Below are 26,083 nucleotides of genomic sequence, written 5' to 3' on the forward strand. Positions count from 1 at the left end.
TATGTTATATCATTAATAGATTTGAAAATGGATATGGCGTCCCCCGAGGGGCGGCAATTTTAAAATAGAGCAAGGAGAGATAACCATGATCAGTGATACGATCACAGCGATATCAACGGCTGTCGGAGAGGCGGGTATCGCCGTGATCCGGGTCAGCGGCCCGGATGCAGTGTCGGAGACAGAAAAGATTTTTCGCAGTAAAACCCCTTTAACTCAGGCAGCATCTCACACGGTTCATTATGGTCATATCATAGATCCCGTTAATGGGGAAAAGATTGAGGAAGTACTGGTTACGGTAATGCGGGCACCACGCTCGTTCACAACAGAAGATGTGGTGGAGATCAGTGCGCATGGCGGTGTAGTGTCTGTTAAACGGGTCATGGACCTGTTGTTGCAACTTGATATTCGTCTGGCTGAACCCGGTGAGTTCACAAAGCGTGCTTTCCTTAATGGGCGGATTGATCTGTCTCAGGCTGAAGGTGTCATGGATCTTATTCGTTCCAAGTCGGACCGAGCTTTCTCGGTTGCATTGAAACAGGTTGAAGGCAAGCTGTCCTCCAAACTGCGTGATCTACGATATACACTGGTGGAAACACTGGCACATATTGAAGTAAATATCGATTATCCCGAGCATGATGTGGAATCGTTAACGTCTGATTTTATTAAAGAAAAGTCCAGTCAGGTTATGACTGAAATTGATAAATTGCTGACTACAGCAGAGCAAGGAAAGATCCTGCGAGAAGGTATCACGACGGCTATCGTTGGAAGACCTAACGTGGGTAAATCCTCATTAATGAACACACTCGCTCAAGATAATCGGGCTATCGTCACGGACATTCCAGGAACAACTCGTGATGTAATTGAAGAGTTTATTACGATTAATAATATCCCGCTGAAATTGCTGGATACGGCAGGAATACGGGAAACGATGGACGTGGTAGAGAAGATCGGGGTAGAACGTTCTCGTTCTGCGGTAAGTGAAGCCGATCTGATCTTAATGGTTGTCAATGCTGCGGAGCCACTTCATCCCGATGAGATTGAATTATTGGAACAAATCCGCGGTAGACAATCGATAATCATTATGAATAAAATGGACTTAACGCCACAGGTAGAACGTGACGTGCTGCTTCGTTACATTCCGGAAGAACGGCTTGTACCGATGTCGGTGAAAGATGATCTGGGTGTGGATCGACTGGAAGATGCCATCTCTACGCTATTTTTCAGTGGTAAACTGGAGTCCGCAGACCTGACCTATGTCAGCAATGTGCGTCATATTGCTTTGCTCAAGAAAGCGAAGCAGTCCCTGGTTGATGCCTATGAAGCAGCAGAGCAGTTCATTCCAATCGATATGATTCAGATTGATGTTCGTTTGGCGTGGGAGCATTTGGGAGAGATTGTTGGAGATACAGCACATGATGCATTAATTGATCAGATTTTCTCCCAGTTCTGTCTAGGAAAGTAAAAAAAATATACTGCGGATTGACTTGAATCGTAGTGTATGATGGAAAGGTACAATTTCTGCCTGTTGTCAAAGGATGGAATGATGTTGTAGCCAAAGCCATTACGTGTTGGTTTTATATAGATAGGAATGCAAGTTCCGAGGAACGGTTAGAAGTAGTTTCATTATTGTAGAACATGATCCGTCTGTGTGAGTTACACCAAATGCAGCGGAATAAGGAGGTAAACGGGAATGGCTTTTGATGGCGGCAGTTATGATGTAATCGTCGTTGGTGCAGGACATGCTGGTGTGGAATCCGCGCTGGCCGCAGCTCGTATGGGGTCCAAAACACTAATGATTACGATCAATCTGGATATGGTGGCCTTTATGCCTTGTAACCCATCTATTGGGGGACCGGCCAAAGGACATGTTGTACGTGAGATTGATGCACTTGGTGGAGAAATGGGACGGAATATTGATAAAACCTTTATTCAGATGCGAATGCTTAACACGGGTAAAGGGCCTGCTGTTCACGCGCTTCGAGCTCAGGCAGATAAATTCTCCTATCAGCATAAAATGAAGGAAACCATGGAGAATGAACGTAATCTGACAATGCGTCAGGGTATGGTTGATCGACTGATCGTTGAAGACGGAAAATGTGTAGGCGTTGTGACTCAGACCGGAACAGAGTATCGGGCTAAAGCAGTCGTTCTGACGACAGGCACATACTTGCGTGGCAAAGTGATCATGGGTGAGTTGATGTATGAGAGTGGACCAAACAATCAACAACCATCTCTTAAATTGTCAGAGCATCTGCGTGAACTGGGCTTTGATCTAGTTCGTTTCAAAACAGGTACACCACCACGTGTGCATAAGGATACGATTGATTTTAGCAAAACCGAAATTCAGCCTGGCGATGATGAGCCGAAGTTCTTTTCCTATGAAACAGAATCTTCTGATAATGAGCAGTTGCCTTGCTGGTTGACGTATACATCTGTGGAAACACATCAGATTATTAATGATAATCTGCATCGTGCACCGATGTTTTCCGGTGTAATTGAAGGGACTGGACCGCGTTATTGCCCATCCATTGAGGATAAAATTGTCCGGTTCAGCGACAAACCGAAACATCAGATTTTCCTGGAGCCGGAAGGCAAAAATACATCGGAGTATTATGTGCAGGGACTATCTACAAGTCTGCCAGAAGATGTTCAACTTGCGGTTCTGCGCTCCATTCCAGGTATGGAAAAAGTGGAAATGATGCGTAACGGTTATGCGATTGAATACGATGCGATGGTGCCAACACAATTGTGGCCATCACTTGAAACCAAACGTCTGCCAGGTCTGTTCACAGCAGGTCAGATTAATGGTACTTCAGGTTATGAAGAAGCGGCTGGACAAGGCGTTATGGCTGGCATTAATGCAGCACGCAAAGTACAAGATAAAGAGCCGATCGTGCTTGATCGTTCTCAAGGTTATATTGGCGTGTTAATTGATGATTTGGTAACAAAGGGTACAAATGAACCGTATCGTCTGTTGACTTCACGCGCTGAATATCGTCTGTTACTTCGCCATGATAATGCAGATATGCGTTTGACGGAAATCGGACATGACATTGGCCTGATCCCTGAAGAGCGTTATGCGAAATTCCTGGATAAAAAGGCGAAAGTTGAGCAGGAAGTTGCACGTCTGAAAGTGGCTAAAGCTCGCCCGGTTGAGGTGAATGCCAAGCTGGAAGAGTACGGATCTACACCTATTCAGGATGGCAGTACGTTGCTTACCTTGTTGCGTCGCCCGGAGCTGGGGTATGAACTGATTGAACAGCTCTCACCATCTGAGGTAGAACTGACAGCAGATATGAAAGAACAAGTCGAAATACAAATTAAATATGCGGGTTATATTGAGAAACAATTGATTCACGTGGAACGTTTGCAAAAGATGGAGAAAAAGAAAATTCCGGACACCATCGTATATGATGAGATTCATGGTCTTGCTATGGAAGCCAAGCAGAAGCTCGCTACGATTCGTCCAATCTCGATTGGTCAGGCGTCTCGTATTGCTGGAGTTACTCCTGCCGACATCTCCATTCTGCTGGTCTACCTGGAGCATTATAACCGTGTAACCGCAGCAAGGGGACAATAATGGACGATATTCAACGGCAGCTTCAGCTGCGCTTGAAAGAACATGGGTTGGAACTGGGCGAACTCCAGTTGGAGCAATTCGAACTGTATTATCAGGAGCTGGTATCCTGGAATGAAAAGATGAATCTGACCGGAATTACGGATCGTGAGCAAGTGTACACCAAGCATTTCTATGATTCGGTATCGCTGGCTTTTTATACTGACATGACCAAAGTGAATAAGCTTGCTGACATTGGATCTGGAGCGGGTTTTCCGGGATTACCCCTGAAGATCTGTTTCCCGCACATTAAGCTTACGATCATCGATTCATTGAATAAACGCATTGGCTTTCTACAGCATGTGGTAGATATCCTTGGCCTGACTGATGTGGAATTGGTTCATGGCCGTGCTGAAGAGATTGGACGCAAAGAAGGGTATCGTGACAGCTACGATCTCGTTACGGCGCGTGCAGTAGCCAAGCTGGCTGTGCTGAATGAATTCTGTCTTCCGTTTGTTCGTAAAAGTGGAATGTTCGCTGCGATGAAGGGCGGAGACCCCCGTGAGGAAATGAAGGAAGCGGAGTTCAGCTTCAATCAACTGAAAGGACGGGTTAAGGCTGTTCATCCATTCCAGCTGCCAGTTGAAGAATCAGAGCGTCATATCATTCTGATTCAGAAATTTGATAAGACACCCTATAAGTATCCGCGTAAACCTGGTACTCCAATGAAGACTCCACTGATATAGTTACGTGATGGTTTTGAAGTGAGTCAAAACAAAATAGAATTTTAGACATAGATAAAGAGGATGTTTCACGTGAAACATTCTCTTTTTTTGTTTTCTGAAATGGAGGACTGGATCAACATTACAGATACTCCGTATTACATATCTCTTGAAGAACCTGTAATGATGAATTTTACGCACAGTAACTCATGAACAATTTCATTAATTGAATGTGTGCAAGTCGTCATATTTCCAATATTCACAAAGAAAAAGCAGGAAAATTAGCAGAGTTTAAAGAATAGGTAAGCATAGGATTATGATAGAAAAGATGATAGAATAGATGATAGAATAGAAGTATCCGATCCTGGGTCACAGCGATCATAGATTATATGTATAGATAGATGGATATGCGTTCGATGTTGTATGACAGGAAGCGTTATGAAAGGCAAAACTTATTCCAAGAACGATGCATGTGAAAGGTCGCTTATTGAATAAGAAGCACCTGCATAGACTGTGGGAGCTATTACGAAACTAGGTGGTAATCTGCGGAATGAAAGAACAATTTTCGAAGTTGTTTGGTTTGGCGGAGCGCAATAACGGAGATGAGATCAAACAGATTCCGGTTAATGAAATTGTGAGCAGCCCATATCAACCCCGTACTATTTTTGATGATGATAAAATTGATGAGTTGTTGCAAACGATCAAAACACATGGTGTAATTCAGCCTATTGTCGTTCGCGTGCGAAATGGATCATATGAGATTATTGCCGGGGAACGTCGCTGGCGTGCAGTTCGAAAATTGGGTTTGGATACGATTCCGGCTATTGTGCGTGAATTCAACGACTCTCAGGCCGCATCCATTGCACTGATTGAGAACTTGCAGCGTGAAGGATTGACCTCAATTGAGGAAGCTGTCGCTTATCAGAAGCTGATTGACTTGCATCAACTGACACAGGAAAGTCTGGCACAACGACTCGGCAAAAGCCAGTCAACCATCGCTAACAAAATTCGATTGTTACAGCTTCCAGAAGGCATTAAGGCCGCATTGATGGAACGCAAAATTTCTGAACGGCATGCAAGAGCATTACTTTCTCTGGATACGGAAGAACTGCAGATGAAGTTGCTCGGTGAGATTATCGAAAAAGAATTGAATGTGAAACAGACAGAGGCACGTGTTGCCTTCTACAAGGAATCTTCTAAGATTAAAAAATCTAGACGTGTTTCCTTTACCAAGGATGTAAGGCTTGCACTTAATACAATTCGCCAATCCATTGATATGGTAACTGGCTCTGGTCTGGACATCAAAACAAAAGAAGCAGACCATGAGGATCATTATGAGATCGTTATCCATATTCCAAAACGCAAATAATTGAAGCTTATGGCGGCAATGGGCCGCTTTTTATGTCTATAAAGCAAGTTAGGTCTGACATTTTTAAAGAACGGTCGGTATATTGATGGAACGGTAGTTGTTGTTTGTGTGGACGATAGCCGCCTGCTTTTTGTTAACAATATCTCACAACCTACAGAAAAGACTCCTATTTTATTTGAGGTGAAGTAATTGTCTAAGATTATGGCCGTAGCAAATCAAAAGGGCGGTGTGGGGAAAACGACGACATCTGTTAACTTGGGTGCAGGACTGGCTTCACTCGGGAAAAGAGTATTGCTTGTCGATATTGACCCTCAGGGGAATACAACCAGCGGAGTCGGAATCAATAAAGCAGATGTGGCTAATTGTATATATGATGTCATTATTAATGAGGTTCCTCCTCAAGAAGCGATTGTGGAGACTCAGATTGAAGGCCTTCATATCATACCTGCAACGATTCAGCTTGCCGGAGCCGAGATCGAATTGGTGTCCACGATATCACGGGAAGTTCGCCTGAAAAAATCACTCGCCATGGTGAAAAAAAACTATGATTACATACTGATCGATTGTCCACCATCTCTTGGTATGTTAACGATCAATTCGTTGACTGCTTCCGATTCGGTGATCATTCCGATTCAGTGTGAGTATTATGCACTTGAAGGATTAAGTCAGTTGCTCAATACGGTTCGTCTGGTACAGAAACATCTGAATACATCCCTGCAGATTGAAGGGGTATTGCTGACGATGTTTGATGCGCGGACCAATCTGGGGATTCAGGTTATTGAAGAAGTGAAAAAGTATTTTCAACAAAAAGTATATCAAACAATTATTCCGCGTAACGTACGGCTTAGTGAAGCACCATCTCATGGTCAATCCATTATTACGTATGACCCCCGTTCAAGAGGGGCGGAAGTGTATTTAGAGCTCGCAAAGGAAGTGATTTCTTATGAGTAAGCGGCTTGGAAAAGGTCTTGATGCCCTCATTCCTTCGCTTTCAATTAATGACGATGATAAAGTCGTAGAAATCCCGATTAGTCAACTGCGGGCTAACCCCTATCAACCACGTAAAGTATTTGATGAGGGCGCAATACATGAACTGGCTGAATCCATTCGTCAGCATGGTGTCATACAACCCATTATTGTTCGTCCTGTATTACGAGGTTATGAGATTATTGCCGGAGAACGACGGTTCAGAGCTTCGCAATATTGTGGTAATGCCACGGTACCGGCTGTAGTCCGGAACTTCAGTGATCAGCAGGTAATGGAGATTGCGTTGATTGAGAATCTGCAACGGGAGAATCTTAACGCCATGGAAGTTGCAGTTGCTTATCAGGGGTTAATGGATCAATTCGCGTTGACTCAGGAAGAGTTGTCTGTAAAAGTAGGTAAATCACGTTCTCACATTGCTAACTTCTTGCGTCTGTTATCATTGCCGGAAGAAGTAAAAGACCATGTTTCACGTGGAACATTATCTATGGGACATGCACGTGCGATCGTTGGTGTGAAAGACGAGGTTGTGGTGAAGCAACTTGCCAAACAAACCATTGATCAGCAATGGAGTGTACGTGAGTTGGAGGAAGCTGTTCAACAATTGGATCGATCCAAAACAGGTGAGGCTAAAGCCAAATCGAAGTTGAAAAAGAAAGATCCATTCATTGATACATTGGAAGAATCTCTGCGTGAACGTTTCAAAACAACAGTGAAAATCAAGCACAATAAAGATAAAGGTAAAATTGAGCTCAACTACTACAGTCAACAGGATCTAGAACGGCTATTGGAATTGTTACAATAACAGTCGGGTCTGTGATTCATTAACAACATGCGGGGCTTACTCATGTCATGACATATCGCCTCTGTACCATGGAGAAACGATATGTCATTCTTCGTTTATAGGGTTATATGTGCACTATGTGCAGGGGAATTATTAATTTATGGGACAGAGGTGGTTGTGAGGTGGAGGGAGTTATCTATCTAGATCATGCAGCAACATCTTGGCCCAAACCACCTGCTGTCGGTGATGCGATGTTGAGTGCATTGGAGATTGCCGGAGCCAATCCTGGCAGAGGAAGTCACCGGATGGCTGTTCAGGCAAGTCGTGTATTGTTCGAGACGAGAAAATCCATATCCAATATCTTTGGAATCAAAAATGCGAATGATATTGCATTCGGATCAAATACGACAGAAGCACTGAATCTGGCGATTCAAGGCTCGCTCAGAGAGGGCGACCATGTGATTGCCACCATGGCTGAACATAACTCAGTCAGACGACCACTAGAGTATATGCGCAGACTCCGAAATGTGGAGATTGATTATGTACCTGTTGATGCTTCGGGAGCCATTGATCTGATGCAAATGGAACGTATGTTTCGTTCCAATACCAGATTGGTGGTATGCACACATAGTTCCAATCTGCTTGGCAGTATTCTTCCAATTGGAGAAATTTCGCTCCTATGTCGTAAACATGGGGCGATCTTATTAGTAGATGCGGCTCAGAGTGCTGGGGTTATGCCTGTGAATGTACAACAATTGGGCATTGATATGTTGGCTTTTCCAGGGCATAAGGGACTGCTTGGTCCTCAGGGTACAGGGGGCTTGTACATTGCGCCAGAGCTCGATATAGAGCCTTTACTTCATGGAGGAACAGGAAGTCAGTCAGAAGCTCTGGAGCAGCCAAAGGTGCGTCCTGATCGGTATGAAGCGGGGACGCCGAATACAGTCGGGATCGCAGGGCTGAATGCGGGTGTGAAACATGTACTTGAGATGACACCAGCGGTCATCTACCAACATGAGTGGGAACTGACCCAACATATAATGGATGGGCTGTCATCCGTTAAGGGCATTCGAATGCTTGGTCCAGAGATTGGACAGCCACGCACCGGATTAGTATCTTTTACTGTAGATGGGTATGATTCGGCACAACTCGCTTTCCGATTAGATCGGAATTATGGGATTGCGGTTCGCTCCGGTTTCCATTGCACACCGCTTGCACACGAATCTGCTGGTACAACTGCTACCGGAGCAGTAAGAGCTAGTGTGGGATACAATTCAACTAGAGAACATGTGGAAGCACTCGTTAAGGCAGTGTTGGAATTGACTGGGGCAGACTAGATTAGAGTTGAAATGATGAACTCATTGGATACAGGGTTGCTTGATTAAGCTTATGGATATCGGGTTGATTTATAATGAATGGTAGTATTACAGGACAGACGTTAATCTGATCAAAAATATAGAGGGGTAGTTGCACTTACATGGCTGAATTAAACGAGCTGATTCTGGAACAGCTGTTATGGATTATTGGCGGAATGGCATTACTTACGGTGATCTTGCTGATTGTGAGTATTGCTCAAGGAGCAAAGTTACGAAAGTTTAAACGTAAATATGAAGCCATGATGGCTGGCAGTGGAGTAGAGGACCTGGAATCGTTGCTGATTAATCTGAAAATTCAGATGGATAGCATTGAGGATGAACACAAACTGCAAACGAATCAGCTGCAAGTTGTCATGCAAAAGCTGACCCGCATTCAAGGTAAAGTTGGCGTGAAAAGGTACAATGCTTATGGAGAGCGTGGCAGTGATCTGAGCTTCTCCATGGCCATGATTAATGATAGCCAGGATGGCATGATCCTTACGGGGATATATAACCGTGACGGTTCTTACGTATATGCCAAACCTCTTAAAGGGGGAGAGTCCACGTATACTCTGTCCCCAGAGGAAAAGGAAGCTATTACTCTGGCACAGCAAGCAGAGTAGAACGTGTATGCCATTCCCGGATGGCAGAGTACAGACTGCTGGATATAATCTCGGACATGCGCATAACAAGACTGAGCCGTGTGTTCTGTAGAACAAAGTATTCCATAAAGCCGCCGACGTTAACGATACCTGTCAGATGGATATCGCCGACCGGCGGTAATTCTTTATTTACCCCCGCACCCGGCTTGAGTGGACCATTCACAACTTGAATGCATCCCACACTGGATGATTGTCCGAGACAGGCGTCAATGCCAATCACATAAGGGTTATGGTGTGTTTTCTGTATATTGTGAAGGGTATCCTGCAGGTTCATCGCATGGACTGGTTCATCCAAGGTACCATAGAGATGGAATAAAGGGCTGTCCCACTTGGAAAGGGCTGATCCGACCAGAGGACCAAGGCAGTCACCTGTTGAACGATCTGTGCCGATGCAGACAATCACTACATTTTGCAGAGAATGGGCTTTATAGAGATGGAACATTAACCGATGGGTAATGGCGGAGTGAATGCTTGGATCGGTATGGGGGATTTTCAAACTGGTCATGTCTTGTGATGAAAAGGAACGCGAAGTAGGATTCATAGGATCTATCCTTTCCCTTGGAATAGTAGTAACAGTATATGGAAAGGTAGAGCGTTTTATACTTCACGAGGACAAGCTTTTTCTCAAAGGTTAAACATATGGCGAAAGGAGCCGGACATGGACGAATGGATTAACGATTGGATGCTGATTGCATTTGATTCAACCCAGCAGGCACTGCGTGCTGAAATGCTGCTGGAGTTTGCTGAAATAGAAATCGACTTGTTCCCTACGCCAAAAGAAATTACAGCAGGGTGTGCGCTATGTATCCAGTTTCCAAAAGAGGATCTGGAACGAGTGCAAAAGATCATTCGTAACGAGTTCGTCGAGATCCGAGGCCTCTATTTCAAAACAGAAGACAGCTATGATAACATACCGATGTAGAGGAGGCATGCTGGATGTTGCCATTTCAATTTGCTCAAGGGGAAAGTAGTAGCGCCGCTGGTGCTGTGAATGAAGCCCTTCGTTGGACGGATAAAGTCTGGAACAGAATTGCAGACCCCGATATGTGGCTTAACATTATGTTCAGCTCAATCCGGATCATTATTATTTTTATCATCACCCGTATTGTCATTAAGGTGGTATATCGCATTATAGATCGTTCCATGGAACGCAAGCAGGAAGGCAAGATTCGCGTGAATCCGCGCAGATTCGTGACCGTAGGGGAACTGTTGAAAAATGCGACCTCCATAACATGTAATTTCATTATGATTCTGCTACTGTTATCTGAGATCAATATCCAAGTTGGACCGCTACTCGCGAGTGCCGGTGTGCTCGGGCTTGCCATTGGTTTTGGTGCACAGGGTCTGGTCAAGGATGTTATTACCGGTTTCTTCATTATATTGGAGGACCAATTCGCTGTGGGGGATGTTATTCAGACGGGAACCTACAAGGGAACGGTTGAAGTGATCGGACTTAGAACAACGAAACTGGTCAGCTGGCAAGGTGAAGTGCACATTATCCCAAACGGGGCGATTGCAAGTGTAACGAACTACTCCATGTCGAATTCGCTGGCTGTAGTGGATATTCCGATGAAGGCGGACTTAAGTCTCGATGAGTCAGTACATCTGGTGAAGAAGTCTTTGGTGGGGATTGAAGAGCGTGACCTAAATATTGTGAAGGTGCCGGATGTGCTCGGTATTCAGTCGATGTCTACATCAGAGTATGTGGTGCGAATTGTGGCTGAATGTATGCCTAACTCTCGTGCTTCTGTGGAACGTCAGATTCAGGGCGATGTGAAAAAAACGTTGGAGTATCATGAGATGAGCAATCAAGCCGTATTGGAACAGGCAGTAGCTTTGGAGAAAGATGAGGGGGATGGCACAGGTGGAGCGTAAAAGTTTCCAGCTTGGGGATATCGTGCAGATGAAGAAGCAGCATCCCTGTGGCAGCAATGAGATGGAGATCATTCGTATGGGTATGGATATTCGAATCAAGTGTGTCGGATGTAAACACAGCGTGTTGATTCCAAGAGCGAAATTCGAGAAAAACATGAAGAAGGTACTGCGTTCAGCCGACGATTCCACTGAATCCTGATCTTGTAATAATTCGGTATGCAGTACGCGTAATAACGTTTACATGCAGGCCCCGCATGGGTGTTGCGTTCTGTAAATGATCATGCTATAATCAATATTGCTGCGGAAAGGTACCCAAGAGGCCCAAGGGGGCTGACTCGAAATCAGTTAGGCGTGTCACAGCGTGCGTGGGTTCGAATCCCACCCTTTCCGCCACTTCAATTGTAATTTACTCAATACACATTGAGTTTAATAAAAAGATCGATAAGAAGACTTTCCATTAGGAAAGTCTTTTTTTGTATAACGTTTTATTGAATATGTATTGACCACGTATCCATATCAGATGGATCATTAATGACTAAAACGAAAAATAAAGAGCCCCGAAGGGCTCTTTATCCGGCGGTGCATTTGTTTGTTAGGAAACAATCGGTCGTAACAATCAGACACTTGGTGTACTGCACGTAGCAATACGCGTGCTTCAGACGAAGGGCCTTACAACACATAACCACTTGCTTCTTAAATTACGTGATGAATCTCCAACAGCGAATGATCGGCTTCGTTGTCCAACGGAACCACACCTCTCTCGTGCACCGCCTAATTGTATTATGTGCTTTATTCCGTTTTATATACATGGATCGTAAAAAAGTATTGCGATTAATGGACGCGGGCTTTGGTCAGCTTCTTCCACTTACGATTATGATTGCTTGTTTCGGGAAAAGCTTCACCTTTTTGCAGCGTTACCCGCTTTGGGTTCTGAATTTCCGTGACAAAGCTTTTTTCCCCAACTTCCGTGTACTCTCCATCGTTTGGGGCTTTGTCTCCTGGTTCAAACTCGGTTTTTTCACCCATGATAAAACCTCCTCTGCAGATTATGTTACTTTGTTGCTTCTGTAGTGTGCTCCATAGCCGGGCTGATCATGTGCCAATATGTACAGGGAACGTTTGCTTGCACTTTAACTCGGTATTTGTTATATTAATATAGTTCGAGTTTGTGCTCGTTCCTTGCTCTCAACCTAGATTGAGGGCCAGAGTCCATAAGGAGGTGAAAATTATGCGCAAATATGAAGTGATGTACATTATTCGTCCTGACATTGAGCAAGAAGTTGTTCAAGCTACAGTCGATAAATTCCAAGGCATCATCTCCAACGGCGGTGGTGAAGTTACAGCTCACGACGTTATGGGTAAACGCCGTCTTGCGTATGAGATCAAGAAATTCCGTGATGGTTTTTATGTTCTGGTACATTTCACTGCTGAACCAGCAGTTGTAACTGAACTTGAGCGTCTCATGAAGATTTCTGACGAAGTAATTCGTTATCTCATTACAAACGACGTTAAGTCTGCTTAAGACTAATCGTGATTAACGCACCAATACGCTCTGAAGGAGGGGATTACATTGTTGAACCGTGTCATTCTGATCGGACGGTTAACCCGGGATCCTGAGTTGCGTTACACTCCAGCAGGAGTAGCAGTTACGCAATTTACTTTGGCAGTGGACAGACCGTTTACAAGCCAAGGGGGAGAAAAGGAAGCCGATTTCATTCCGGTCGTAACCTGGAGACAGCTTGCCGAGACCTGTGCAAACTATTTGCGCAAAGGACGCCTGGCTGCAGTCGAAGGACGCATTCAAGTACGGAACTACGAGAATAACGAAGGAAAACGTGTATACGTGACCGAAGTTATTGCCGATAATGTCCGTTTCTTGGAGTCAGCTAACCGTGATAATAGCGGTGGCGGCGGTGGGCAACCAATGCGTGAAGAGCCTTCTTATGGAGGCGGCGGACGCGCGAACAATAACAATAATTCGCGTAGCAACAATCAGGATCCTTTTTCCGATGACGGAAAACCGATTGATATATCGGATGATGATTTGCCATTTTAACATGAGCTGATACTCTTCGGAGATATGGGTTACATGATAGGAAAGGACTGAAAAGCATGGGCTTCAAGCAAAGAGAAGGCGGAGACAACGATAAAAGACCGGCACGTCGTGGCGGCCGTAATAAACGTCGTAAAGTGTGCTTCTTCACAGCTAACAAAATTACTCACATCGATTATAAAGATACGGACTTGCTTCGTAAATTTATCAGCGAACGTGGAAAAATTTTGCCACGCCGTGTAACAGGTACTAGCGCTAAATATCAACGCATGCTGACGATTGCAATCAAACGCTCCCGTCAAATCGCATTATTGCCATACACAACTGAGTAGTTTTTACTCAGCTTGCATACGAAGCAGTCGGCTTATAGCCGGCTGCTTTTTTTGTATGTATAGAATAAAATAACATGTTCACTCTAGCTAATCAGAGAATCCAAACTATGGTGATAGAGGCATTCAAGGCTCAAATGGATTATAATAGAGTCTAATCTACTGAAAAGGCTCAGTTAGCAAGAATAGATTTATTTCAGAATAATCATCAGGAGTGGATATGAATACATCAAAACGTAAAGGCAAACAGAGAAAAAAGAGCAGTCTGAGAACCTGGATTATAGCTACTCTTTTACTTTCCATTATATATGTGTGGTTACAGCAAAAAGGTGATATAGATAACATGTGGCCTGGGACAACAATCCAAGAAGTTCTGCCAATCACCGGCCTACATCCTGTGGTAGCAGAAAATGAGAAATTATTGGTACGTAAGGCAGCGAGACGTGGAATAGAGATTGTCATCACCCACGGCTACCGAAGTTCCGAGGAACAAGATGCACTATTTAACCAAGGACGCTCAAGCACAGGCAATATCGTTACTAATGCACGTGGTGGTGAGTCATATCATAACTACGGATTAGCAATTGATTTTGCACTGAGGACGCCTGAGGGTGATGTGGTGTGGGATATGGAACGTGATGATAACGGGAATGGCAAGGCAGACTGGATGGAAGTTGTGGATCTCGCCAAAGAGTTAGGTTTCACTTGGGGTGGAGACTGGGCAAACTTCCCGGACTATCCTCACTTGCAGATGGATTTTGGCTTGAGTATCAATGAGTTAAAACGTGGTAAAAGACCTCCTGATTCTCAGTAATGGGTGTTATATATACATTTAAATGAATAAATATTAGATAAGCTCTGCATTTTGCAGGGCTTTTTTCTTTCTTTTGTAAAATAAATGATAAAAGATGACAATTTGGTCTTTACATTAGTAAATAAATAAAACTATACTAGATTAACTAGATTTTTTGCTTTGATCGCACATATTATTTCAATTGTAAGCATAACAGCTCCGGTTCAATAAAATTCAGCTATGGATCGATATATAATCGTCACTCATATATGTAACATTTACCTCACGCAAAATTAAGATTGTCTACTTAAATTAAAGCATACATATACATTAGATGTAACTGCTATGTTATGTATATGTTATTTTGACTAATTGCCTATGTACACCTCACAGCCAAAAACAAGATAACACCTCTCAAAATTCCTGATATATGCCTTTATAGTATTACTAATATCCAAATCTGTAGTATAAAAAACATTTATACCAAAAATCTCAAAATAAGCATTGACGTTAGCTAAAATTACACGTATGATTACATTAATTATTTTGATATATAATTCCGCTAGGAATTATCAACATTAATTGACCAATGGTCTAAATATAAGTCTCTTAAACTTGTTTCTCCTAATGATTTGGTATTTTGTATAAGCTATTGTTCGTTATCTTCAAGAACTTGGAAATATACAGTGGATGCATTCCTCTACACACGAATACAATCTACGGAAATTATGGGGTTAGGGTGATTGATTTGAATACAGAGCTATTGGAAGTCAGAAATCTAACAACATCATTCAGAATTGAAGATGACTATTATGCAGCAGTGGATCACGTTAACCTTAAGGTGAAGAAAAATGAAGTGTTGGCGATTGTAGGTGAATCAGGGTCAGGTAAAAGTGCTTTTGCATTCTCTCTTATGGGTTTGCATAACAAAGCAAAGATCGAAGGCCAGATTCTCTATAAAGGACAAGACATTGCCAACATCTCCCCAAGCAAGTTAAACAAGCTACGCGGCAAAGAAATGGGCATGATTTTTCAGGACCCATTGTCCGCACTAAATCCTCTAATGATTATTGGTGAACAGATTGAAGAGATTCTCACACTTCATCAGTCCAAGCTTTCTTCCAGAGAGAAGAGAGAAAAGGTCATTCACTTATTGAATCAGGTAGGGATCCCACGTCCCGAACAAATATACAAGCAGTATCCCCACGAACTATCTGGTGGTATGAGACAGAGAATTGTTATTGCCATTGCGATTGCCAACAAACCGGAACTACTCATAGCCGATGAACCAACGACGGCGCTTGACGTTACGATTCAACTACAGATTCTGGAGCTAATCCGTGATCTGAAGAATGAAATTAACGCAGGCATTATTCTGATTACACATGATCTGGGTGTCGTAGCTGAGATGGCTGATCGCGTAGCAGTTATGTATGCAGGCGAAATTGTTGAAATCGCAGATATCTTCACATTGATGAACGATGCGAAGCATCCATATACCCGCTCATTGTTGAACTCTATTCCCACCCTGTCTGAAGAAAGATCCAAATTACATGTCATCCAAGGTATCGTACCATCACTCAAAAATCTTCCTCGCAAAGGGTGCAGATTCAAAGCCCGAATTCCATGGATTAGTGAATCGGCTCATGAAGAGAACCCACAGATGCATGAAATTGCACCAGGTCACTTTGTGCGGTGTACCTGTTACCAGCACTTTCATTTCCCTGACCAAAGCTGAGGAGGAATAACATAATGGCATTACTCGAAGTAGAAGGGCTCAAGATACACTTTCCGATTCGCGGTGGATTGCTTAAACGGGAAATTGGCAGTGTAAAGGCTGTTGATGATGTTAGCTTCTCGATTGAAGAAGGACAGACCTATGGTCTGGTTGGCGAATCAGGTTCAGGTAAGACAACAACAGGCAGAGCCATTATTGGGCTAAACCATGTCACTGACGGAAAGATTCTATTTAACGGGAAAAACTTGGCTACGGAGCGACGTAAAAACAGGCAGCTCCAGCGGGATGTACAAATGATTTTTCAAGACCCATATTCATCACTGAATCCTAAGAAGCGGGTTATCGATATTATCGCTGAGCCGTTTCGTAACTATGAGCGTCTGACAGCTACCGAGGAGAAAAGACAAGTAAGAGAATTACTTGAGAAGGTTGGCCTGAGTCCGGAATCAATCTACAAATATCCGCATGAATTCTCAGGGGGGCAGCGTCAACGGATCGGCATTGCACGGGCTATTGCACTGAAGCCGAAGCTAATTATCGCGGATGAACCTGTATCTGCACTCGATGTATCGGTACAGGCTCAGGTACTCAACTTCATGCAGGAAATACAAAAAGAATTAAATCTGACGTATCTGTTCATCAGTCACGATCTGGGCATCATCCGCCATATGTGTGATGAGATTGGAATTATGTATAAAGGTCGATATGTGGAACAGGGCACAACAAATGATATTTTTGAGAATCCGCAACACATCTATACCAAACGTCTCATTGCAGCCATTCCGGATATGGACCCAACCAAACGAGAGGAAATGGTAGCCTTCCGTCAACAGGTCAAATCGGAGTATGAACATTCATACCGAAATTTCTTTGATGAGGAAGGGCTTGCATACTCGCTCAAATCCATTTCCGATACTCACCGAGTAGCTCTACCTCAGAAAGGTTGAAGGCCATATGTGGAAAACGATAGTACGCAGAATTATCATAATGATCCCTCAGATATTTTTACTTAGTCTTTTGGTCTTTCTGATGGCCAAGGCCATGCCGGGCGATGCACTAACGGGATTGCTTGATCCAAGCGTTGATCCCAAAGCATTGGAAGCGCAGCGAGAGAGACTGGGATTGAATAATCCTTGGTACGTGCAATATTGGGACTGGATCAAAAACGCCATCCAAGGTGATTTTGGACAATCCTTCCGTTTCAAAATGCCGGTTACCGACTTGATCGGTCAGCGTGTAGCAAACACATTCTGGCTCGCACTGGCGACGCTTGTACTGACTTACCTGATCGCTATTCCACTGGGTATCATCAGTGGTCGTTACAATGATACCTGGTCTGATCGGTTAATCACGGGATACACCTACCTGGGCTTTGCCGCACCATTGTTCATCTTTGCACTGGTAATGGTATGGATCTTCGGATTCCACTTCGGCTGGTTCCCGACAGGAGGTAGCGTTGCGCCAGGACTTACACCAGGCACATTCAGCTACGTAATGAGTAAGTTCTATCATCTATTATTGCCTGCACTATCCATGGCACTGATTACAACGGTATCTACGGTTCAATATTTACGTAGTGAGATCATTGATATCAAGCATAAGGAATTCGTTATTACTGCCAGAGCCAAAGGTGCCTCGGAATCCCGGATCTATAACAGACATATCTTGAGAAACTCGTTATTACCTATCGCCGCATTCTTCGGATATGAGATTACAGGGCTTATCGGAGGTACGGTATTTATCGAAAGTATATTCAGTTATCCAGGTATGGGGCAGTTGTTCCTGAGTTCCATCTCATTGCGTGACTTCAGCGTTGTGACTGCACTCGTATTGTTGTATGGCGTAGCTTCCATTCTCGGGGCATTGCTGTCTGACATAATTCTAGGAATTGTAGATCCACGTATACGGATCAAGTAAGAACTTGAAGATTTCGGGGTGAAAACAAGATGAGCAAGGCCAACGAGGTAGTTGTAACTTCACAAAAGGTTGATAAAAGCCCCTCCAGCTTGAGTATTTTATGGAGGGAGCTTGTCAGAGATAAGGTGGCACTAATCTCGCTCATTTTCTTGGGCTTGGTCATGTTGCTGGTATATGGCACGTCTCTCATTCTGAATCAGGATGATATCGTACGCGTAGATCTGTTTGCCTTATATGAACCACCATCAGCGAAATATTGGCTTGGAACGGACTATGGAGGTCGTGATGTATTTGGTCAACTGGTCATCGGTACACGTAACTCCCTGACCATTGGAATTATCGTAACGTTAATGACTGGCTTCATAGGTATCTTAATTGGCCTTTTATCCGGTTATTTCGGTGGAATGATAGACAATCTGTTTATGCGTGTTGTTGATTTCTTCATGATCCTTCCAATGTTGATGATTGTTATCGCGTTTGTTACTGCAGTACCGAAATACAATATCATCTCGTTCTCTCTAATCATGACGGCATTTCTCTGGATGGGTATCGCCAGATTGATTCGCTCCAAAGCATTACAAGAACGGGAACTGGATTATGTAAAAGCTTCAAAAACATTGGGCTCTTCTCATCTGAAGATTATGCTCTCACAGGTTCTTCCGAATCTGAGCTCCATTATTATCGTAACGATGACATTGAATCTCGCTGCCAACATTGGCCTCGAATCCGGGCTGTCTTTCCTCGGGTTTGGTTTTCCCGAAAGTACGCCTAGTCTTGGAACACTCGTAAGTTATGCACGTAATCCGCAAACCCTGGAATCCAGATGGTGGATATGGCTACCCGCATCGGTACTGATTCTGGTATTGATGTTGAGTATAAATAATGTCGGTCAAGCCCTAAAGCGTGCGACTGATGCAAGACAAAGAAGAGGTTAAAAAAAGGGAGGAAAGGTTCATGAAAAAGGGATTATTTTCACGGGGACTATTTTTCACGATGATGTTGGTCTTTGTATTGGTGCTCGCAGCGTGCTCTGAGAAAGAAGCAACTACTCCAGCTCCAGCTTCCAACACAGAAGAGGGAAAAACGGAGGAAAAACCCGCTAATGAAGAGGGCGTTTACTCCATTGAAGACTTCAACAATGTCAAAACGAATGAGGGTACTGCGATCGAGGGTGGATCGATTACATTCGGACTTGTATCGGATACTGCTTTTGAAGGTACACTGAACTTTAACTTCTATTCCGGTAACCCGGATGCACAGGTTCTTCAATGGTTCGATGAAGGCTTGCTGACTTGGGATAAAGACTATGTGTACACCAATGATGGTGCCGCAACATATGAGACTTCCGAAGATGGCAAAACGTTCACACTGACCATTCGCGACAATGTAAACTGGCATGATGGCAAGCCGGTAACGGCTGAAGATCTGCAGTTTGCTTATGAAGTTATCGGTAACAAAGCGTATGATGGTCCACGTTACGACTCCAACTTCACTAGTGTAGTAGGTATGGACGAGTATCATGCTGGAAAAGCAAAAACAATCTCTGGTATTAAAGTGCTGAGCGACAAACAAATCAGCATTACGTATAAAGAATCTACTCCGTCCCTGCTGACAGGTGGCGTATGGACATATCCGCTGGCTAAACATATCTTCGGAGATATGGATGTAGCAAAAATGTCTTCTTCCAAAGAAGTACGTGAAAAACCAATTGGTTTTGGTCCATTTAAAGTGGATGTCATCACTCCAGGTGAGTCTGTAACTTTTGTTAAAAACGATGACTACTGGCGTGGAGCTCCAAAACTGGATGGTGTAACTCTGAAAGTTATCAACCCGACAACGGTTGTTCAAGAACTGAAATCTGGCGGGGTAGATCTCGTGGATGCATTCCCGACAGATCAATACAAAGACAATGCTAACCTGTCCAACGTAGAATTCCTGGGCACAATCGATCGTGCTTATACGTACATCGGTTTCAAACTGGGTACGTGGGATGAAGAGAACGGAAAAGTTAAAAGCAATGCCGAAGCGAAAATGGGCGACAAAAACTTGCGTAAAGCAATGTGGATGGCTGTAGATAACGATCAAGTAGGTAAACGTTTCTATAATGGCCTGCGTTGGAATGCAACAACCCTGATTCCACCGTCTCACCCAGAATTCCATGATTCCAACAATCCGGGTGTAGCATATGATCCAGAAGCAGCGAAAGCATTGCTCGACGAAGCTGGTTACAAACTGGATGGTGAATTCCGTACGAATCCGGATGGAACACCACTCGAAATCAACTTTGTATCCATGACTGGTGGAGACACAGCTGAACCATTGGCTCGTTATTATGTTCAATCATGGGCAGCTATTGGATTGAAAGTAAACCTCGAAATGGTTGAGTTCAACAGCTTCTATGACCGTGTAGGTAATACAGGTAAAGATGATCCGAACATTGATGTGTATCAAGCCGCATGGGGCGTTGGTATTGACGTAGATCCATCTGGTCTATATGGCCGCGATGCACTCTATAACTTCTCCAGATTCTCCAGCGAAGAGAATGACAAATTGCTGGCACAAGGTATCTCTGCTGAAGCATTTGATGTAGACAAGCGTAAAGAGATCTACAATCAATGGCAACAATACATGGTAGATGAAGTTCCTGTATTCCCTACACTGTATCGTGCAGTTGTAGCACCAGTTAACAAACGTGTAATGAACTATGCGATTGGTGATGGAACAGGCGTTTACCTGAGCGACCTGCAAGTTAATGCAGACAAAGCAGTTGTAGCTGAGTAAACACATTCTTAAATTAGCAGCTGTAAGGATTGGGGTCCTTTAAGAAGTCGGTTGCTAGATTATTAATGAAGAATTCTCCTGGGAAAATGAATAAAAAGTGTCTTTAAAAACATGGATTCTGTACACTCTGGCATGGGTGTAGGGGGTTCATGTTTTTTTTGTAACCAAAAAATAAAAAAAATTTAACTTTTTTTCAAAAAAGTGCAGACAAAATGCTCCTTTACTTCGTCTATATAGGTAAGAGGTGATCATCTTATGAAAAAATGGTGGAAACGGGCAGGTATGCTGCTGGCTCTCTTGCTTATTATATATTTGGGTGTGAAACCGGACATGCTGGTAGGCAAACCGGGAATTAAAGCTGAATCTGCGGTATTAATGGATATGAACTCTGAACAGATCTTAATGGATTATAACGGTTCCGATGAGATTGCCCCGGCAGGCGTCAGTAAGTTGATGACAGAACTGCTAGTGATGGAGGCCGTGATCAATGGTGATATAGGCTGGAATGATCTTGTTAATGTGAGTCTGTATGCCAGCTCCGTGGGGGGTAGTCAACTGACCCTGAAACAGGGGGAGCAATTCACCGTTCAGGAGTTGTTCGAGATCGTGGCTGTCTATTCAGCCAATGATGCAGCGGTTGCTTTGGCTGAACATATCAGTGGTACAGAGCAGAGGTTTGTGCAACAGATGAATCAGAAAGCAACTCAGATTGGACTTTCTGAGGATACACAATTCACGAATTCAACGGGCCTCAGTGAAAAGCTGCTTGGTCCTAACCGTCCGATGGAAATACAAGGGCAGACCTTAATGACGGCTATGGATGCATGCAAGCTTGCGCGATATCTGCTGAATAACCATCCCGAGATTTTAAGAATTTCCAGTCAAATGCAGGTATCAATGCACCAAAAAGGGATGTACATGAGCAACACGAACTGGATGTTGTCCTCCATTGGTGGGCCGTATGCTTACGATGGGAATGACGGATTGAAGACCGGGTATGATGAAGATTCCGGATATCATTTTGTGGGGACAGCTGAACGTGATGGCAAAAGACTGATTTCAGTTGTATTTGGAACAGATACTCGTGAAGGGCGTTTTGTGGAGACTCGGAAGTTGTTCAACTATGGATTTTCGGGCTCAAAATAAAAGGGCGTACATAGGCATCATCAAGGAGACCTCCAAGGCGCCAATGATCCACCTGTAAAACAAACCCAGTCAGACCAGATCGTTGAAACCTTACGCAAGCGTTAGTACGTGAGATAAGATATGAGGGCTGTCTCACAGGTTCAACTGAACCTGTGGCAGCTCTATTTTATCGAACCAGAGGTAAATTGATCCATATAACCATATTATTAAATTGACATATGGTTTTCTTTTGTTTTAAAATGACCAGTGAGTCATTATTATTCAACTCATTTTAATATATATGTACCAACCAACTGTACGATACTGAATTTACGATCTGATCGGGAGGTATCATGTGATGCAAAAACAAATGAAATGGCCGCTAATCCTGTTTGCCATAGGGGTATTTATGGCTGCGCTGGATAACGGGATCATCACCTCTTCACTGACCACCTTAAATGCATCATTTGGTGTGTCGCCAACATGGGGAGCATGGACAATTACGCTCTACACGCTTGGGCTTGCAGTGAGTGTTCCTATCGCGGGCAAACTGTCGGACCGTTATGGTCGCAAGAAACTATTTTTGATTGAAGTGGCGTTGTTTGGGATCGGGTCCCTGCTGGTTGCGCTGAGCACATCGTTTACCTTTTTCCTGATTGCTCGTGTCATTCAAGCTTTGGGCGGTGGTGGGATTTTTATCATTGCCAGCTCATACGTATTAAGCAAGTTCCCGGCGGAGCGTCAGGGTACAGCTTTGGGTCTGCTCGGAGGTATGAATGGTGTTGCCGCTATTTTGGGACCCAATGTCGGTGCTTTTATACTGGATCTGACTGGAAACTGGCATTGGTTATTCCTGATCAATGTACCTATCGCCATTCTGCTGTTCATTGCAGGCATTCGATTTATTCAGGAAGAGCAGGAGCTTAATCGTGCAGCAGTGGACTGGAGCGGCATTGCTGTCCTAACGTTGGGTGTACTCAGTTTAATGTATAGCTTCAGCAATCTGGACGGTGTGAACATGATTCAAAGCCTGGGATCACCGATGTTCTACGGGTTTTTCTTGGCAGGTGTAATCATTCTGGTGCTCTTTTACTTTATGGAAAAAAGGCTGGAAGGATCTGAACGTGAACCTGTTGTATCGACACAGCTTCTGGGCATTGCGTCCTTTCGCTGGACGCTGTTGATTGCCTTTTTCTCTGGAGCCATTCTGGCCTCGGTGATCTTTATTCCCGGATTTGTTGAACAATATCTCGGCGTATCCAATACGGCTTCCGGGTACTGGTTTACTCCGCTTGCGCTGGCATCCGGCATCGGGGCAGGTGGAGGTGGATACCTCGTTGACCGCAAAGGGCCAATCTGGACGTTATCCGTTGCGGGGCTGCTATCTGCCATTGGATTTCTGCTGTTCCCGCTATGGGTGGAGCATATCTGGCAATTTGTCATCGCGAGTACACTCGTAGGTATTGGATTCGGTATGATGCTTGGTGCGCCAGTTAACGTACTTGTCACAGAACAGGCAGGGGAGAACAACAAGGGCATCGCGGTAGCGACCAGCTCGTTATTTCGCCAGATGGCGATGGCTATTGCACCTACCATTTTTGCCGGATTCCTGGCACGTTCTTTCATTAATCTGGGGTCCAACATTCAGGCAGGATTCGCTGACAAAGGAATTCAGGTGCCGCCCGAGATGCTACAACAATATGCCTCGGGAGGGGCATCAGGGAGTGATGTCTCCAGTCTGACAGAGGGCCTGTCCCAGATTCCTGATGAAGGTATCCGCGATGTGTTGCTCCAGGCAGTGCATCAAACGACAGGGCAGGGTTACAATGGCCTTTTCTGGTCTGCGGTGGTATTCAGTGTGCTTACGCTGGTAGCTGCGCTTATAACGGGACGTCTGCGTCAAAAAGAGAAGAGTCATCATGTGGAAAGTGTATCCACGAACGGATAGGATCGCATGTGAAAATGAAGAGAACAGTGTACCTTTTGTAGCTAAAAAGGAGCCGCTGTTCTTTTCAATTTAACCGGATTGTAACTTTTCTTGCTCTCGCAATGATTACAATAGAACGAGCGTAAGCGGTGTCTTGATTCAAGAGAGAGAAAACTTCAGTGAACACCGAGTCACAAGGCATCCCAGACGTTTAATTGGTATTATATAAGTTGAACGAATCGTTACACTTCATCACTGCGAGTTCAGAATAACCTTCCGATCGCTGTTATCCCCAGATTTTTTTGATTTCCTTATTCCAAAGGTAAAAATCCGGTGATAAAGGCGAGCGCTACGCTTCTTCAGGTTTTTTCTGACCTCTCCGTTTTTAGTGTAAATATTAGATGAAACTTATATATTAGGCAGTATCATTTCGATAGTGAAGAAGGAATTAATGGATGAAAAGCAGAACTAAAGATAAGAAGAAAAGAAGAAAAGGCCTATATATAACGATCGTTTCACTTGTTGTTTTGTTAATCGGAGGTTATTTGTTCCGTCAGCAACTGGCTGTAGCGGCATTTGATCTGTTTCTCGCCGGTTCGGTGGAAGATCAGCTATCCCGCTCTTATGTACCGCAAGAAGGCAACAATACGCCTGATCCAACGGTATACCGTAAGGAACCATTCTCCGTGTTACTGCTCGGTTCGGACAAACGCGCCTATGAGAAAACGCGTGGACGTTCCGATACCGTCATCTATGCTGTAGTTCGTCCCAAGGAATCCCGTGTGCTGTTAGTATCCATTCCACGTGATACGTATGTGCAGATTGTAGGACGGGATGCCAACAAGGACGGCGAAGATGATTATGATAAGCTGGCGCATGCCTATGCTTTTGGTGGGGAGAATATGTCCATCAATACCGTGGAGAAATTTCTTGATGCTGATGTGGGTTATTATGCAACGATCAACTTCGATGGAATCAAAAAAGTGGTTGATGCGCTTGGTGGTGTAAAACTGCCAATCGATGAGGACATTGTGAACAAGAACCCGGATCATGTGCAATTCACGATTGAAGGCGGTAAGCCGATCTATGATGGGCAGGAAGCACTGTATTATGTAAGATATCGTGAGGATAGCGATTTTAATCGTACCAAGCGGCAGCAGATTTTCCTGAACGCGATGGCGAATGAGATGCTGAATTTGAATCAAATCGCCAAAATTCCGGAATTGATTCAGATCATGGGAGACAGCTTCCAGACGGATATGCGAGCTTCTTTTATTATTGATCTGGCTAAACAAGTGCTTACTCAGGAGAAACCGCAGATTTCAAGCTTCACCATTCTGGGTGAGGGGATGAAAAAAGACGGTATCTATTATGGTCAGGCTGACGAGAAAGATGTCCAATATGCCAAAGAGCTGATTAACAACTGGATGGATCAATCGACCCCAGCCGGTGAAGTAATGATCCCTGACCGGCAAAAGATTGAATAACCAATTCCATACCCAATGATGTGTTGTAGACCACAATCAGCAGTACGTTTATTCGCGGGCTGCTGTTTTTTTTCTTTGTAGTGAGAACTATTATCCTTTTGGAACATCCTGCGTTCTGATCCGTATAATATAAGTTGAGCGAGATAAGTTGAACGAAGAAATTCACAAGGAGGATACACAAGGGTATGAACATCGCATTTTTTTTGCTACCCAAACAAGAGGTTACGTGCGTGACGTCGGATTCTACGCTGCGGCAAACGTTGGAACGGATGGAATATCATCGTTTTACGGCGGTACCCATTTTGAATAAAGAGGGCAAATATATTGGTACGGTTACCGAAGGCGACTTACTGTGGTATATGAAGAATGCCGAGGGAAAGATTTCATTTGAAAACGCTTCAAAATTCTTGCTCAAAGACGTTCCACTTCGCTTGGATATTAAACCCGTATCCATTGACGCCAACATGGAGGACCTGATTAATCTGGCTAAAGTTCAGAACTTTGTTCCTGTGGTCGATGATATGGATCGGTTCATTGGTATTGTCAGACGGAGTCAGATTATTGAGTACTGCGAGGGCATTGTAGCCAAAGAATCGATCAAGGCTAAGTAAGGCTGTTACGAATTT

The 26,083-nt window shown here is 44.0% G+C and carries 26 protein-coding genes and 1 tRNA gene; 25 read left to right on the top strand and 2 right to left on the bottom strand.

All coding sequences use genetic code 11. The features are described 5' to 3' along the window. Positions 1–85: 85 nt before the first annotated feature. The 8 genes from mnmE to QF049_RS23490 all read left to right on the top strand — a co-directional run bounded on the left by mnmE (position 86) and on the right by QF049_RS23490 (position 9,393). Positions 86–1,462, top strand: coding sequence for a tRNA uridine-5-carboxymethylaminomethyl(34) synthesis GTPase MnmE (gene mnmE, locus QF049_RS23455; protein ID WP_124118699.1), 1,377 nt, complete (start codon positions 86–88; stop codon positions 1,460–1,462). 228 nt (positions 1,463–1,690) lie between these two features. Then, complete coding sequence (gene mnmG / locus QF049_RS23460; protein WP_091035227.1) at positions 1,691–3,580, top strand: tRNA uridine-5-carboxymethylaminomethyl(34) synthesis enzyme MnmG; 1,890 nt, start codon at positions 1,691–1,693, stop codon at positions 3,578–3,580. Then, positions 3,580–4,302, top strand: coding sequence for a 16S rRNA (guanine(527)-N(7))-methyltransferase RsmG (gene rsmG, locus QF049_RS23465; protein WP_124118698.1), 723 nt, complete (start codon positions 3,580–3,582; stop codon positions 4,300–4,302). Before mnmG ends, rsmG begins: the two co-directional genes overlap by 1 nt. Before the next feature lie 526 nt (positions 4,303–4,828). Continuing rightward, complete coding sequence (noc, locus tag QF049_RS23470; protein WP_091012196.1) at positions 4,829–5,647, top strand: nucleoid occlusion protein; 819 nt, start codon at positions 4,829–4,831, stop codon at positions 5,645–5,647. 189 nt (positions 5,648–5,836) lie between these two features. Next, positions 5,837–6,598, top strand: a complete 762-nt coding sequence (locus QF049_RS23475; RefSeq protein WP_024629525.1) for a ParA family protein — start codon at positions 5,837–5,839, stop codon at positions 6,596–6,598. Then, the gene (locus QF049_RS23480) at positions 6,591–7,436 is read left to right on the top strand and encodes a ParB/RepB/Spo0J family partition protein (protein ID WP_017691423.1); all 846 of its coding nucleotides are present in this window, start codon (positions 6,591–6,593) and stop codon (positions 7,434–7,436) included. Before QF049_RS23475 ends, QF049_RS23480 begins: the two co-directional genes overlap by 8 nt. Before the next feature lie 161 nt (positions 7,437–7,597). After that, positions 7,598–8,752 carry an aminotransferase class V-fold PLP-dependent enzyme gene (locus tag QF049_RS23485; RefSeq protein ID WP_307540943.1) on the top strand — a complete coding sequence of 385 codons (1,155 nt, stop codon included), beginning with the start codon at positions 7,598–7,600 and terminating at the stop codon, positions 8,750–8,752. A gap of 140 nt (positions 8,753–8,892) precedes the next feature. Further along, a complete protein-coding gene (locus QF049_RS23490; protein ID WP_307540945.1) occupies positions 8,893–9,393 on the top strand; it encodes a DUF4446 family protein in 501 nt (166 codons plus the stop codon). On the opposite strand, the gene yyaC is transcribed toward QF049_RS23490, so the two are convergent. Next, entirely contained in the window at positions 9,368–9,973 is a 606-nt protein-coding gene (gene yyaC, locus QF049_RS23495) for a spore protease YyaC (RefSeq protein WP_017691426.1), read from the bottom strand. The genes QF049_RS23490 and yyaC overlap by 26 nt on opposite strands. A 117-nt stretch (positions 9,974–10,090) precedes the next feature. Here yyaC and QF049_RS23500 point away from each other — a divergent pair, with 117 nt between their 5' ends. From QF049_RS23500 to QF049_RS23515, 4 genes are all read left to right on the top strand, one after another. Then, positions 10,091–10,354 carry a putative Se/S carrier protein gene (locus QF049_RS23500; protein WP_017691427.1) on the top strand — a complete coding sequence of 88 codons (264 nt, stop codon included), beginning with the start codon at positions 10,091–10,093 and terminating at the stop codon, positions 10,352–10,354. A gap of 14 nt (positions 10,355–10,368) precedes the next feature. Then, positions 10,369–11,307: a mechanosensitive ion channel family protein gene (locus QF049_RS23505; protein ID WP_307540948.1), complete on the top strand. Its 939-nt coding sequence runs from the start codon at positions 10,369–10,371 to the stop codon at positions 11,305–11,307. Next, positions 11,297–11,506: a DUF951 domain-containing protein gene (locus QF049_RS23510; RefSeq protein ID WP_150365088.1), complete on the top strand. Its 210-nt coding sequence runs from the start codon at positions 11,297–11,299 to the stop codon at positions 11,504–11,506. The genes QF049_RS23505 and QF049_RS23510 overlap by 11 nt, the downstream gene beginning before the upstream one ends. A gap of 103 nt (positions 11,507–11,609) precedes the next feature. Next, positions 11,610–11,700, top strand: a tRNA-Ser gene (locus QF049_RS23515). A 438-nt stretch (positions 11,701–12,138) separates the two neighbouring features. Here the strand turns inward: QF049_RS23515 and QF049_RS23520 are convergent. Then, complete coding sequence (locus QF049_RS23520) at positions 12,139–12,333, bottom strand: YjzC family protein (protein WP_036671877.1); 195 nt, start codon at positions 12,331–12,333, stop codon at positions 12,139–12,141. A 202-nt stretch (positions 12,334–12,535) separates the two neighbouring features. Between QF049_RS23520 and rpsF the strand changes: the two genes are divergently transcribed. The 13 genes from rpsF (at position 12,536) to QF049_RS23585 (ending at position 26,068) form a co-directional block, all read left to right on the top strand. Continuing rightward, positions 12,536–12,829: a 30S ribosomal protein S6 gene (gene rpsF, locus QF049_RS23525; protein ID WP_036611944.1), complete on the top strand. Its 294-nt coding sequence runs from the start codon at positions 12,536–12,538 to the stop codon at positions 12,827–12,829. A gap of 48 nt (positions 12,830–12,877) precedes the next feature. Then, positions 12,878–13,363, top strand: a complete 486-nt coding sequence (gene ssb / locus QF049_RS23530; protein ID WP_017691432.1) for a single-stranded DNA-binding protein — start codon at positions 12,878–12,880, stop codon at positions 13,361–13,363. Between the two features lie 56 nt (positions 13,364–13,419). Next, positions 13,420–13,692 carry a 30S ribosomal protein S18 gene (gene rpsR / locus QF049_RS23535; protein WP_017691433.1) on the top strand — a complete coding sequence of 91 codons (273 nt, stop codon included), beginning with the start codon at positions 13,420–13,422 and terminating at the stop codon, positions 13,690–13,692. A 217-nt stretch (positions 13,693–13,909) separates the two neighbouring features. Further along, positions 13,910–14,503 carry a M15 family metallopeptidase gene (locus QF049_RS23540; RefSeq protein ID WP_307540952.1) on the top strand — a complete coding sequence of 198 codons (594 nt, stop codon included), beginning with the start codon at positions 13,910–13,912 and terminating at the stop codon, positions 14,501–14,503. Between the two features lie 727 nt (positions 14,504–15,230). Further along, a complete protein-coding gene (locus tag QF049_RS23545) occupies positions 15,231–16,220 on the top strand; it encodes an ABC transporter ATP-binding protein (protein WP_124118694.1) in 990 nt (329 codons plus the stop codon). A gap of 14 nt (positions 16,221–16,234) precedes the next feature. After that, a complete protein-coding gene (locus QF049_RS23550) occupies positions 16,235–17,167 on the top strand; it encodes an ABC transporter ATP-binding protein (protein WP_017691436.1) in 933 nt (310 codons plus the stop codon). Between the two features lie 7 nt (positions 17,168–17,174). Then, on the top strand, positions 17,175–18,137 hold the full coding sequence (gene opp4B, locus QF049_RS23555; protein WP_036611942.1) for an oligopeptide ABC transporter permease: 963 nt from the start codon (positions 17,175–17,177) through the stop codon (positions 18,135–18,137). A 29-nt stretch (positions 18,138–18,166) separates the two neighbouring features. Beyond that, positions 18,167–19,072, top strand: a complete 906-nt coding sequence (locus QF049_RS23560; RefSeq protein WP_036611941.1) for an ABC transporter permease — start codon at positions 18,167–18,169, stop codon at positions 19,070–19,072. 19 nt (positions 19,073–19,091) lie between these two features. Next, entirely contained in the window at positions 19,092–20,918 is a 1,827-nt protein-coding gene (locus tag QF049_RS23565; RefSeq protein ID WP_124118692.1) for an oligopeptide ABC transporter substrate-binding protein, read from the top strand. Between the two features lie 255 nt (positions 20,919–21,173). Beyond that, positions 21,174–22,064, top strand: a complete 891-nt coding sequence (locus QF049_RS23570; RefSeq protein WP_307540958.1) for a D-alanyl-D-alanine carboxypeptidase family protein — start codon at positions 21,174–21,176, stop codon at positions 22,062–22,064. Between the two features lie 337 nt (positions 22,065–22,401). Next, a complete protein-coding gene (locus QF049_RS23575; RefSeq protein ID WP_307540961.1) occupies positions 22,402–23,991 on the top strand; it encodes an MFS transporter in 1,590 nt (529 codons plus the stop codon). Positions 23,992–24,425: 434 nt separating this feature from the next. After that, positions 24,426–25,457 (top strand): LCP family protein, encoded by a 1,032-nt coding sequence (locus QF049_RS23580; protein ID WP_307540963.1) that lies wholly within the window; start codon positions 24,426–24,428, stop codon positions 25,455–25,457. Between the two features lie 185 nt (positions 25,458–25,642). Further along, positions 25,643–26,068: a CBS domain-containing protein gene (locus QF049_RS23585; RefSeq protein ID WP_091035263.1), complete on the top strand. Its 426-nt coding sequence runs from the start codon at positions 25,643–25,645 to the stop codon at positions 26,066–26,068. Positions 26,069–26,083: the final 15 nt, after the last annotated feature.

The sequence above is a fragment of the Paenibacillus sp. W4I10 genome (assembly GCF_030816325.1).
Classification (GTDB): Bacteria; Bacillota; Bacilli; order Paenibacillales; family Paenibacillaceae; genus Paenibacillus; species Paenibacillus amylolyticus_B.